Below are 12123 nucleotides of genomic sequence, written 5' to 3'. Positions count from 1 at the left end.
ATACCTTATCAACATGAATGGACAGTCGTACAGAGTTAAAGAAACTAAAAAAATGTTACAACCTGATGAAGAATAAATATCTTTAGCCAATCTCATCCGAGACACTTAGTGGTATACTTTTCAATTACTAAGTGGACTACTTTTCAATTATATTATACAACCGGTTATCGATGATTACCTGATTTCACTGGTTAAACATTATTACGGGCGAAGGAACTGTACTGTAACACTAACTATCCGCCCATCGGGTGAATATACAGAGCCGGAGCGGGATGAATTTCTCAATTACACTATTTCAACCGGAATGGAAGCAGTCTGGGTGATCTGCCATGAACCGGGATGGAATGAAGGGGGAAAGTGGAAATTTATTATCGATAACCAAATCTATACTGCTGAAAAATGAGCCGGACTATCAAAGAAATCTATAACGAAGCGATTAGGGAGAGGAATAAGCGGATGGAGTTAACGGAATTCTCCAGTGACTCAAAGCTGTCTATTCTGAACGGAATTACATGGACAGTGGCTGCGGTTATCTACAGTTTTGAAACAATTCTGGATGTATTTGCCATCGATATATCATCGGCCATCAACAGCCGTATAAACGGGACTCCTACTTATTACGCTAATGCCTTACTGCAATATCAGAAAGGCGATACATTACTGGTACGTGAAGATGGCCTGGCTTTCGGGTATGCTTCTATGGATGAATCGAAACGTATCATTACACAGGTATCGTATTCGGAAAGTACAAGTGATATTAACCTTGACAGTAAGCTTATAATGAAAGTGGCTACAGGACTCAAAGGAAACCTGTCGGCAATACCACAAGATGAATTGTTGTTGATAAACGCTTATATAAATAAACTCACTTTTGTAGGAACAAAAATAGAAGTTACCAGCCGTAAGGGTGATATACTAATACCGTGCGTATCGGTTTATTATGACGGTGCTGTTCTGGAATCTGAGATATACGATGCGATTGAAGAAAAGCTGAACGGGTATATTATGAATATCGACTTTGATGCGGGAATATACGTATCGAAAGTGATTGATGCCATTAAGAAAGTGGAACATGTAACCGATGTATATATAGACTCGAATGTGAAAAACGGACAGGGTATTTTCATCGCTTGTTATGACGGTGACGGGTATCTGGGTGAAACGCAAAAGATAGAGCGCATGTCACATACTTCTTCGGGCTACATCAGGCAATCGACAGGACAGGGAGATGAAAAAGGGATTGCGACTTTCAGAGAGGCAATTAAACTAATTATTGATAACGGATGCGATACAGACTGCCTACAGACAAATTAATCAACAGGTTGGTTCCTCACTACTTTGCCGGAAGGAAATATATACTTTTTCTGCAAAGCCTGGTCTTTCCCTTACAGACGCTGAATGAACGTTTTGTACAATTCGCAACTGAGAAACTGATCGAAGCAAATATGACCAGCCAGAGGATGTATTTCGAATGGTACTTAAACAGGAAATTCAGCAAGTATTTTATGAATCCGCTCGATACGATTTACATCACCGAAACTCAAAGGCTGGGTGTGGATATGTACCATGAGAAATCGCTGTACAGCAGGCCTTATACGCTTTGGGCAGAGAATGAACAGGTTGTAAGCAATAACGATGATGAATACCCCAGAGAGTTCTATCACTTAGCGGAAGAAAAGACGATTAATAAGGTCAGTTTTATCGTATGTGTTCCTGAGATTACGTTATCACAACGGGAGTTCGTATATATGCTTTCCTATGTAGTGAATAACTATAAGATCGCAGGTAAAACATACCTGATTAAAATAAATACAACAGAAATAGAGCCTAACACAAAACTATAAGAAATAAAAGAGCATGAAAGAATATATAGCGGAATCGGGCGGCAGGTACACTTATACCGATGACATTTTAAACTTACAGGAACTATCCCTGAGCATGACAGCCATATTTGAGGGGTGCTCCAACTTTATCGTATCGGGATGCCTTATTTCAGGTGCTGACATATCTCCCGGTTATGTATGGATAAATAATAAAATCCGTTATTTCGAAGGCTTTAAGAGTGCTGCATTCCCGTACTATATCTATGAGAAGAATATAAGCGATGCCACCACTTATGCCAACGATGTCAATAAGCGGGGTCGGTGTAACTATTTGTGTGAAGGGGGTAAGGCTGTCCCAATAGAAACAGATGCAGTTACAGGGAAAGTTCCGTCTTTTATCGAATTGAAAAAGGAATATTCGCCCCGCTTTATCGATAAGTTTATGGGGAAATATGCCGTGTTGTTAGAGACTCCTTTTGCACGTCAGACCATATTAAAAGACTTATTACTGGAAGGGAACCTCTCGGTAAATAAGAGCCTTGAATCCAAGACATCCGTTTCGGTAGTCAATGATGCAAACAGTTACACTCTAAAGCAGCTTGTCAGAGCAAACGGAGATATTTCAATTGGTGCTTATCTGAATAATGCCCTTGTAAGTGAGATTATCATCAATGCAAACGGCAGTTTCAGCTTTGTAAAGGAAGGCAGGGAACTGGCAAAGGTCAGCGAAGAGGGATTGACTTTTTCTAATTCGTATACGAATACTTCACAGGTCGGTTCGGTTTACATGTATGATTCTCATATACTGAATGCTGTAAGTGAAAGCGATGAAGGGGCAATCAATATCAATCAAAAGGGACTAAAACTGGGCGGTTCGAAGTTCAGGAATCTGAACGTATATAACGGTAAAATGGCTTCCGTTCCTATCTTTCAGGTGGTAGGGAAAACGGATATTGTGAATATAAACGGACTTTTGAATATCCGAAATTCGGGGAATGGGTTTGTGTTATCCAACACCGCATATCTGAAAGGCGATAAACGGTTAGTCAATCTGCTGACATTCACGGACAGTAATAATGAGCCGATAGCTACAATCGGATATGCAAGTATTGATTCATTCGATTTTATTATCAGCAATACATTAGGTGAAATTATCATCAGCCCGAAATCGTATGTAAACATAACCGGAGAACTACGGATAAACGGTAAAGGTATCGGTGCGATCTATGTTACTCAGACCGATTTTAATACAGAATTAGTTAAGAAAGTCAATATCGTACAGGGCAAACAACTATCGACTGAAGACTTTTCAACCGTCTATAAGCAGAAGCTCGATTCGATATTTAAGGGTAATATAGCAACTATCAGTGAAGGCTATGTCACGATAAAAGAAGTATCCGAAGCACTGAATAAAAAACTGAACAGTTCGGATAACTTATCAGACTTGCAGAATAAAGGGACAGCTCGTACTCATCTGGATGTATTCTCTAAGGGTGAATCCAATAATACTTATCTTAAAATATCGTCCAAATTGCTTGAGCTGGTCAGCCTGACTGCCGATGAAATAAACGGACTGACCCCGGAACAGGCTTCGACTCTCAAAGCACAACGGCAAACAGTTGTGCGGGATAATCTGGATGCAGAGAAGAAAGGAACAGGTGATCTTAAACTTGCGAAGGCTTCGAACCTTGCGGACATACCGGATAAGGTTCAGTCCCGAAAGAATATCGGTGTCTATTCGACTACAGAGATCGATGCGTTCCTAGCCGGAAAGCTTTCGGTTAACTCTGCATATACCGGGGCTATATTTACACCGGATCACAAGACGAAGCTTGAAGCAATCAAGACCGGGGTATTTGTGGGTACGGACAACGAAGGTAAGCCAATAGCGCAGGTGGAAGGCTATACTATGACCAGTGCTATAATTAAAGAACTGGCAAAGAAAGCAAACCTGTTGTTAGACGGATATAGTGCGACTCAGAAAGATTCGATTGCTGCTAATATCAACGTATATACCAAAGTAGGTGCGGATAATAAGTTTGCTTCCATCGACACCTTGTTTCAGGATTATATCACTCTATTGGTAAAGCAGGGCAAGAATACAACCGAAGCTCAACAGATTCTGCGGGATAAACTCAATGCACCGAGCAAAGAGGATGTAAGTAATAATTACCTCAGAAAAGAAGGTAAACTCTCTGACCTCTCTTTACCGAATGTTGATGCCAAGAAACTGGCCTGTCGTACAATCGGTGCTGCTTATGCGGATGAATATCAGACCAAGCTTGTGGATACGGGTTGGCTTCAGATGCAGAATTCGGGTTCGGGGACTGACACCAGAAGGTTATTTATCCGTCAGATCGGAAACATAGTTTGTATTCAGGGAGTAATTAATACAGGCAAGCGTGACGGAAGTAACTGGGGAGGCACAATTGCCATAATACCCAATCAAATTTCACCTCCTAAATACGGATTAAGAACTTGCGCCACTGATTTTAATGATGACCATAAATACAACAGGGGATCATCATTTGTGCTTTCGGGTAACAGCCGGAATATCCTGCTTTATGAAAGTGGTTGGAACAATATAGATACAGATATAAATTTTACATATATGGTTTAATTATGAGGAAGATAAATATTCAAAAAGACGTGGAAAGCAGGAAAAAGATTAGTCTGTCTTTACCTGCGATAGTATCATATGATATGATGGAAGAAACTAAAACGGCAGAACTTAGTGACGAACCTGAAAATGAGATTGAAGATGCCCAAAGCGAAATTATACAGGAGCAAGAGGTTAACCAAGTCACCGATCAACAGGAGACAGCTAAAAAAGGAGGACGGAAGGCCAAGGGGAACGTATAAGCGATACAAGTTCGAAGAGACAAGAATCGGCTTTATGCTCAAATATGAGGTTCCGATAGTGTATGACATTATAATGAATATGACATCACCATCAGCTTTCCCTGAACCATCGTATTTACTTATCAAAACTATTTGTAAAGGGTCTTCGGACCCTTCATTGAATAAAGCGAAGTTCTTTCGGTATATGGAAGAATATGCGGAATTGGGTTTGTATTGTAAGCGTCCGAAAGTGCTTACAACTAAACGAAAAGTATATTATGAGTCTATACGGAAAAAGAAGCTGGAGAGGTTTATTGAAGAAAATAAGGAGAGGATAGAAATTATAAGAACTCTAAAATAATAAATTTTCTATATTTTGAATTAGGTGAAAAAAATGATTTTAGTTTGAAGACTGTAAACAGGCCTAACTGTTTTATTCATTAGCAGTATTATTTTTTAATTCAGCTTTCATATAATAAAATGACAGCGCATAATTTACATATTATTTTAATAAATAATTTATGATTACTAAAATAATATTATTAACTTACAAGCGTTAACTTATACGTATTTAATGTCCCATTTTTGTTGAAAATTTAAATGCGACTAGGAAGTATTTATTAATTTTTCTTATCCTTCTTACACAAGTGTAATATTTTGCGAACTAAATCTAAGTGAACGATGAAGAGCACTGAGACTAAAGATTATAATATAATTGCTCATTTTCTTAAATTATTAAAAGTAAAACATACTACTGGTTTTACAAGTAAATTATATAATGAACATCCTCATAAATATAATATGTTTGGATTACGCAAAATGTTGTCGGAATACAATATTGAAAATGTCGGAGTTCGAATCAATAATAAAGAAGAGGATATTCATTCCCTGGAACCTCCTTTTATAGCACATACCGGATCGGACTTTGTTGTAGTCGAAAAAATAACTCCTACTAAAGTACATTATAATTGGCAAGGTAAGCAAATAATAAACACTGTAAAGGAATTTATCGATACATGGTCCGGAGTAATCTTAGTTGCGGAACCTACTCCGAAATCGATTGAACCCTTTTATAAAGAAAATAAGAAAAATGAATTATTTAATGTTCTCCAAAAAAAATATCTGCTAATTTCTGTATGTATATTATTAATTCTATCTTATTTTTCTAATAGTCTATATACAAACATTTGGGCAAATTTATCATTGATAGCTAATTTTGCCGGAATCTATATTTGTCATTTGCTTGTCCAAAAGCAGCTTCATATTCAGAGTAATTATGCTGATAAAATATGCTCATTATTTAAAGAGAGTGATTGTAATAATATTTTAGACTCAGATTCGGCTAAGCTTTGGGGTGTTATAGGATGGAGTGAAGCTGGTCTTAGTTATTTCATTTCTAATGTGTTTGTAATCTTGTTGCTGCCACAATTAATTTCATATATGGTATTGATAAATATCTGTATTTTACCATACAGTTTCTGGAGCGTTTGGTTTCAGAAATTTAAAGCCAAACAATGGTGCCCTCTTTGTTTATTGATTCAAGTTTTGCTTTGGGCTATTTTTATAATAAATATTGCATTGGTTCATATTGGTATACCTGTTTTTTCTGTGCCTGATTTCCTTTTACTTATTTGTGTTTATACAATACCTTTTATACTAATAAATTTATCTCTACCTGCATTTGCCCGAGCGGGTAAGATAGAACAAATAACACAAGAGATAAATAGTATAAAAGCCACGAACGAAGTATTTGCAAGTTTATTAAAAAAACAAAGCTTCTATCAAGTTTCGAAAGCTACTTCAAACATATTGATTGGTAATCCCGATGCCAGCATATTGATAACTATTTTTTCGAATCCTCATTGCAGTCCTTGTGCTAAAATGCATCAAAGAATAAATAAATTATTAAAAGAATCCAATGGTAATCTATGTGTCCAGTATATATTTTCCTCTTTTGAAGAGAAGGTGGATATTAGCAATAAATTCATGACAGCAATATACTTTGAGAAGGATAAGACAAAATGTCAAGAAATATATGATGAGTGGTTTGAAACAGGTCGTACAAAAAAAGAAGAGTTTTTTGAAAAATATAAAGTAGATATGGAAAGTGAAGATGTTAATCTGGAATTTTCGAAACACAATGCATGGAAAGAAGAAACTGGTCTAAGAGCCACTCCTACGATCATAATTAATGGTTATAAGCTACCGGATAATTATAAAATAGAAGACCTTAAATATTTCTCCAAACTGGATTTATAAATCAAATTCTACTACTAAGTTGTGGGGTAGTAGACGACAAACTAATTACTTGTTGGATAGTATCTACAACATAAATAAAAATTAGAATACAATGGAAAAGCTTAGAAAATTAAAATTAAGCAGTGTTGAAAATTTGACCGATGATGAGCTAAAATTCATACTTGGAGGGAATGGAAGCGGATTGAATCCCAGTATGTGTCGTAACAAAAGTTGCACAAGGGGTAGTGATTGCAGTTCAAATACTTGCGCATCAACAGTGTGTGACGGTGTGACTGTAAGTAGATGTTTATAATAGATAATAAGGAGTTTTTTGTTTGTTGGGAATGGTCGTATTGTGCTATTAGTACCTAATATTTATATACACTTATGACCATTCATTTTTTAGCCGCATATAATCTTATAATTATGAAATTTGTATTTTATTTATGTTTATCAATCTGCTTAGTAGCATGTAATAGCACTGCGTCTGATTCTTTTATATTAGAAGGTTCTATAAAAGGTTTAGAAGATTCCGAAACTATTTCGTTGTATTATTTATCACTCCAAAACGATAAATGGTACGAAGTGGCTGACACAACAAGAATAATAGATGGTAAGTTCTCTTTTGAAGGAAAGATTGATGAATTGACTGCTGCTGATTTGTGTTTTGGAAATATAGAAATTCGGATATACCTGGAGCCAACCAAAATGAATCTGACAGTAGATAAAGATTGTCCTTATGCCTATCAATTATCAGGGACAAGAGTTGAAAAGGAGAATATCGAGTTAAGAAAGGAGTTGGAGAAAAATGAGGTTTTTTTATTTGAGAAAATAGAACCTGTCCATAATATTATTGAACAAATAAATTTACATAATAATGATTCATCAATTCGGGATAGTCTGATGAATATTCTTGATAAGTATAGAAATGAACTTATTGCTAATAGTGAACAGATTGACAAGACACGTCTTGACTTTGTTTCGAGATATAATACTTATCAGATAGCACCTGACTTATTATATCTTGCTGCAAAAAGGAGTTTAGTTAATATTGATACAATTAAACGGATTTACAACAGTTTGCCGGAACAATCAAAAATGACATTAATGGGTAAACTTACTGATAGAAAGATCGAACAGATCGTTAATCAGGAAAAAAGAAGAATACCTATGGTTGGTGATATCGCTCCTGATTTTATAAGGGAAGATCTTTCGAATAAGATAGTTCAGTTGTCTAAATTCAGAAATAAGAACTATGTTCTATTAGATTTTTGGGCAAGTTGGTGTGGTCCTTGCCTAAAAGGGATACCTATTATGAAAAAAATACACAATCAATATAGTGATAAGGGATTAGTAATTGTTGGCATATCTTGTGATGATGATAAAAATAATTGGCTTGGGGCAATTGATAAGAATGGCTTGAGGCAGTGGAGCCAAATTTTAAGTACTCAGACAATAGATAACTCAGTATTTAAAGAAGACGATATATCAGACATTTATGATGCTGAATTTATTCCATTGTATGTTTTAGTAGATAAACAAGGGACGATTGTTGCCAGATGGCAGCATATTGGTGAAGAAGAATTGACTTTCATAGATAACCTAATCAAGAATTGAACTGGAAATAGATAGTAGATATTCTATAAAATCGTAATTTATTTAGTAGTAATAACCATAGATTTCCTGATAGTTATAAAAATCGAATACCTTAAATATTTCTCTAAACTGGATTTATAAATCAAATTCTACTACTAAGTTGTGGGGTGGTGGACGACAAACTAATTACTTGTCGAATATATCCACAGCATAAGTCTAAATTAAAATACAATGGAAAAATTAAGTAGATTAAAATTGAGTAGCATTGAAAAAATGACCGATGATGAATTGAAATTCATAGTTGGAGGAACTGGTAGCGGACATGATCTGCAAGGGTGTACATGTCCTAATGGGAAAACATTTAGTGCAAGTTCTGGATGGACTTGCGCTGAAGCAGCTAAATATGCTTGCTAGAATCTAATCTTAAGCTGTATGGTTTTTCTATAAACCATACAGCTTGATCAATAATAATTTAAAAGAGAAAAGCAATGAATTATATTTTAGCATTCCTTCGCAATAATCTAAAATCTATTAGCTATGGCATATCCATTGGCCGTAATCGTCTAAAAATAATATATTTTACAATTATTGGAGGCTTATTTTTTTGCATATCAGGTGCCCTCAGCCAAAATACAGCTATTGTTTTCAATACTAAGGAGAATGTCACGTTTGATATAGGTAAAGAGATTGATAATACCTTTAGTCTTAGGCTTACTAATCAGATTAATGTAGATGCTACAGGAAGTTATATTTATAATTGGGATGTACATGATTTCCAATTTGTGGATTGCTCTTTTTATGACGGTGGAAGTATCTTTTTTCCAATAAAGCAAGGTAGTCATTTGACAATAACCTACAAAGGTGATAATCAGATCGAAATCAGTGGTACAGATAAAGCAGAAGTTGAATTCTATATAGGGAATTATAAAAAAGGGATTATTCAACCTTTCATAGGTTCATTATTCAGTTTTCCTCCTGAATCTAGTTTTGAGGCTCTTTCGTTATTGATTGAAGAACACTATTCTATATTATCAAATACTTTGGATAGTCTTGTCTCCGAAAATACTATATCACCAAAATTCTCAGATATTCTTAAGAATGAATTTCATACAATTGCGACTTGTGTAGGAATTGAAATATATCGTACAAGATATTTAGAAAATGCAGCAACAAAAGTAAACGAGCAAGATTCTATCAAAGTAGAGGGCATAATAAATGGAATTTTGGATGAAATATCTCCAATAATAGATTCGGGAGATATATTGAAATATAATTTAGGTAGAAGTTCCTTAGCTGTTTTTTATAATAACAAATACAGATGCCTGAATGAAAAAGAGAAAGAAAAATTATTTCTTAGAAATAAATGGGCAAACTCTCTGGAAGCTAATAGGCTTGGATATTTAATTGCACCAGAAGAAGTTCTATACAAACTCCTTTCTTTGGAACTACTAGATAATTATGCAAATGGTGTAACTAAAGGCAATTCAGCACTCTTCAGCTATATATCAGAAATTCGTCCTCAAAATGCTTTTCTACCATATCTTAAAGAGAAACAAAACGAATTATTGGCATCTATAAATACAGACTACAGTGAAATAAAGTATGTAGAGAGTGTAATCAATACCCTTGAAGACCTTAATAAAGTTGATTATTTTGATCAAAAAATACTATATATTGACCTGTGGGCTACCTGGTGTGGGCCTTGTATTGTAGAATTCAAACATAAAGATAAACTTCACGAGCTACTACAACATTATAAGGACATTATCCCTGTTTATATTTCTCTGGATGAAGATAAGAATGATATAATTTGGAGTGAAAAAACTAAAGTATTTAATCTAAAGGGTTATCACTTAAGAGCAAATAAAGAACTGACAACAGATATTAATGAAAAGTTATTTGGAGGAAGAGGTATCGGTGTTCCTCATTATATATTATTAGACAAAGATGGTAATATCTTGGAGAAAAATCTATCCCGTCCAAGTAAGATTGATAAACTGAAACAAGAATTAGATAAACATTTTGATTAGCTATTTCTGATTTGATCATTTAACAACTAAAATGTATTTAAAATGAGTAAAATACCAAAAATAATTCATCAAATATGGTCTGGAATAGATGAACCATTACCAAGACCATTTCAAATATTGGGGGATACATGGAAACGTGACTATGCTGATTGGAAGTACGAATTTTGGGATAATGAAAGAATAAATAATTTCATATTGGAGTATTATCCCCAGCATTGGGATATATATAATAAATTTTCATATAACATCCAACGTTGGGATGCGATTCGTTATCTTATATTGGATAAAATAGGTGGGATGTATGTTGATTTCGATTATGAATCAATAAAATCAATGGAAGATTTACTGAAGAATAAAACTTGTTGCTTTGCTATAGAAAAAAGATACTCTCCTACAAGCGCTCAGGAGGCATGTTTTTTCAACAATGCCCTTATGTTAAGTGTACCTGACCATCCATTTATGAAGAAAATAATTGAAAATGTCTTTTCGGATAAAATGCAAGAGTATAAGAAATTTTCTAAGATAGAGCATGTGTTTTACACCACAGGTCCTCGTTTGCTCGTAGGACTTTATGAGAATCTTACTGACAGAGAAAAAAAAGATGTGTATCTTATTCCTGCTAAATATGTATCCCCATTCACAGGTGAAGAAGCTATGCTTGTAAGAACCGGAACAAGGAATGAAAAACTAGAGGATTGTTTAGATGAAGCTTATGCAGTTCATTATTTCTGTAGTAATTGGGTCACAAATAATTTATAAAAATTGAGACTTATATATAAACTTACCTAATATAAGATAAACATGGCTTTAACAAAAATAATTCCTAAAATAATTCATCAAATATGGTCTGGAATCAGTGCTCCATTACCTTATCATTTTAATGTGCTTGGAGACACCTGGAAGCGCGATTATCCCGACTGGAAATATGAATTTTGGGATAATGATAAGATGAATTCTTTCATTTTAGAGTATTATCCTCAATATATGGATATTTTTGCAAGATTTCCATATAATGTTCAAAGATGGGATGCCATCAGATATTTAATTTTAGACAAAATAGGCGGGATGTATGTTGATTTCGATTATGAATCGTTGAAACCGATCGATCTGCTGATTAATGGAAAGAGTTGTTGCTTTGCCCTGGAACCGGATGCTCACTGTCAGTTATTTCATAAGAAAATGATGTTTAACAATGCCCTTATGCTAAATGTACCGGGACACCCCTTCATGAAGAAAATCATTGAAACCGTTTTTAGTGAAAAAGCATTGAAATATGGAGTTGATCCGAAAGAAATATGTGTGATGAATACTACCGGCCCTTGGATATTAATAGATCTTTATGAGGGATTAACTGAATGCGAAAAAGAAGCTGTTTATCTTATCCCGGATAAATATGTCACCCCGTTTAGTGGAAATCAAGCTGGTCTTTATAGGATGGGAAAATTGAGTCAAGAATTAGAGGATTGCCTGGAGGAGGCGTATGCAGTCCATTATTTTTTTAGTGATTGGAGAAAAGATAAAATGTAAATAAGAGCTTTGAAATTTCTGATATTTACATTTAATTAATCTGTGTACTATATAGAAGTGCCTTTGTT

The 12123-nt window shown here is 34.8% G+C and carries 11 protein-coding genes; all 11 read left to right on the top strand.

Annotation, left to right across the window (positions count from 1 at the left end; genetic code table 11):
- Positions 1–399 precede the first annotated feature (399 nt).
- The 11 genes from G7Y56_RS16000 (at position 400) to G7Y56_RS15950 (ending at position 12055) form a co-directional block, all read left to right on the top strand.
- A complete protein-coding gene (locus tag G7Y56_RS16000) occupies positions 400–1314 on the top strand; it encodes a hypothetical protein (protein WP_165045102.1) in 915 nt (304 codons plus the stop codon).
- Positions 1284–1844 carry a hypothetical protein gene (locus tag G7Y56_RS15995; RefSeq protein WP_165045101.1) on the top strand — a complete coding sequence of 187 codons (561 nt, stop codon included), beginning with the start codon at positions 1284–1286 and terminating at the stop codon, positions 1842–1844. Before G7Y56_RS16000 ends, G7Y56_RS15995 begins: the two co-directional genes overlap by 31 nt.
- 13 nt (positions 1845–1857) lie before the next feature.
- A complete protein-coding gene (locus G7Y56_RS15990; protein WP_165045099.1) occupies positions 1858–4443 on the top strand; it encodes a hypothetical protein in 2586 nt (861 codons plus the stop codon).
- 2 nt (positions 4444–4445) lie between these two features.
- A complete protein-coding gene (locus G7Y56_RS15985; protein ID WP_165045097.1) occupies positions 4446–4685 on the top strand; it encodes a hypothetical protein in 240 nt (79 codons plus the stop codon).
- Positions 4686–4719: 34 nt separating this feature from the next.
- Positions 4720–5025, top strand: coding sequence for a hypothetical protein (locus tag G7Y56_RS15980; RefSeq protein WP_165045095.1), 306 nt, complete (start codon positions 4720–4722; stop codon positions 5023–5025).
- 320 nt (positions 5026–5345) lie between these two features.
- Entirely contained in the window at positions 5346–6923 is a 1578-nt protein-coding gene (locus tag G7Y56_RS15975; RefSeq protein WP_165045093.1) for a thioredoxin domain-containing protein, read from the top strand.
- Positions 6924–7328: 405 nt separating this feature from the next.
- Complete coding sequence (locus G7Y56_RS15970) at positions 7329–8519, top strand: TlpA disulfide reductase family protein (RefSeq protein ID WP_165045091.1); 1191 nt, start codon at positions 7329–7331, stop codon at positions 8517–8519.
- 234 nt (positions 8520–8753) lie between these two features.
- Positions 8754–8912: a hypothetical protein gene (locus tag G7Y56_RS15965; RefSeq protein WP_165045089.1), complete on the top strand. Its 159-nt coding sequence runs from the start codon at positions 8754–8756 to the stop codon at positions 8910–8912.
- 74 nt (positions 8913–8986) lie between these two features.
- Positions 8987–10528, top strand: coding sequence for a TlpA disulfide reductase family protein (locus G7Y56_RS15960; protein ID WP_165045087.1), 1542 nt, complete (start codon positions 8987–8989; stop codon positions 10526–10528).
- 42 nt (positions 10529–10570) lie between these two features.
- Complete coding sequence (locus G7Y56_RS15955; protein ID WP_165045085.1) at positions 10571–11287, top strand: glycosyltransferase family 32 protein; 717 nt, start codon at positions 10571–10573, stop codon at positions 11285–11287.
- Positions 11288–11329: 42 nt separating this feature from the next.
- Positions 11330–12055: a glycosyltransferase family 32 protein gene (locus G7Y56_RS15950; protein ID WP_165045083.1), complete on the top strand. Its 726-nt coding sequence runs from the start codon at positions 11330–11332 to the stop codon at positions 12053–12055.
- The last annotated feature ends 68 nt before the right edge of the window (positions 12056–12123 follow it).

It is taken from the genome of Dysgonomonas sp. ZJ709, assembly GCF_011039195.1.
Classification (GTDB): domain Bacteria; phylum Bacteroidota; class Bacteroidia; order Bacteroidales; family Dysgonomonadaceae; genus Dysgonomonas.
This window is presented reverse-complemented; position numbering and strand designations above follow the sequence as displayed.

What these genes read in the sequence shown, in the direction of transcription:
- G7Y56_RS16000 (WP_165045102.1), top strand. Translation starts at nt 400, where the DNA reads ATGAGCCGGACTATCAAAGAAATCTATAACGAAGCGATTAGGGAGAGG.
- G7Y56_RS15960 (WP_165045087.1), top strand. Translation starts at nt 8,987, where the DNA reads ATGAATTATATTTTAGCATTCCTTCGCAATAATCTAAAATCTATTAGC.
- G7Y56_RS15990 (WP_165045099.1), top strand. Translation starts at nt 1,858, where the DNA reads ATGAAAGAATATATAGCGGAATCGGGCGGCAGGTACACTTATACCGAT.
- G7Y56_RS15955 (WP_165045085.1), top strand. Translation starts at nt 10,571, where the DNA reads ATGAGTAAAATACCAAAAATAATTCATCAAATATGGTCTGGAATAGAT.
- G7Y56_RS15950 (WP_165045083.1), top strand. Translation starts at nt 11,330, where the DNA reads ATGGCTTTAACAAAAATAATTCCTAAAATAATTCATCAAATATGGTCT.
- G7Y56_RS15985 (WP_165045097.1), top strand. Translation starts at nt 4,446, where the DNA reads ATGAGGAAGATAAATATTCAAAAAGACGTGGAAAGCAGGAAAAAGATT.
- G7Y56_RS15970 (WP_165045091.1), top strand. Translation starts at nt 7,329, where the DNA reads ATGAAATTTGTATTTTATTTATGTTTATCAATCTGCTTAGTAGCATGT.
- G7Y56_RS15995 (WP_165045101.1), top strand. Translation starts at nt 1,284, where the DNA reads ATGCGATACAGACTGCCTACAGACAAATTAATCAACAGGTTGGTTCCT.
- G7Y56_RS15975 (WP_165045093.1), top strand. Translation starts at nt 5,346, where the DNA reads ATGAAGAGCACTGAGACTAAAGATTATAATATAATTGCTCATTTTCTT.
- G7Y56_RS15980 (WP_165045095.1), top strand. Translation starts at nt 4,720, where the DNA reads ATGCTCAAATATGAGGTTCCGATAGTGTATGACATTATAATGAATATG.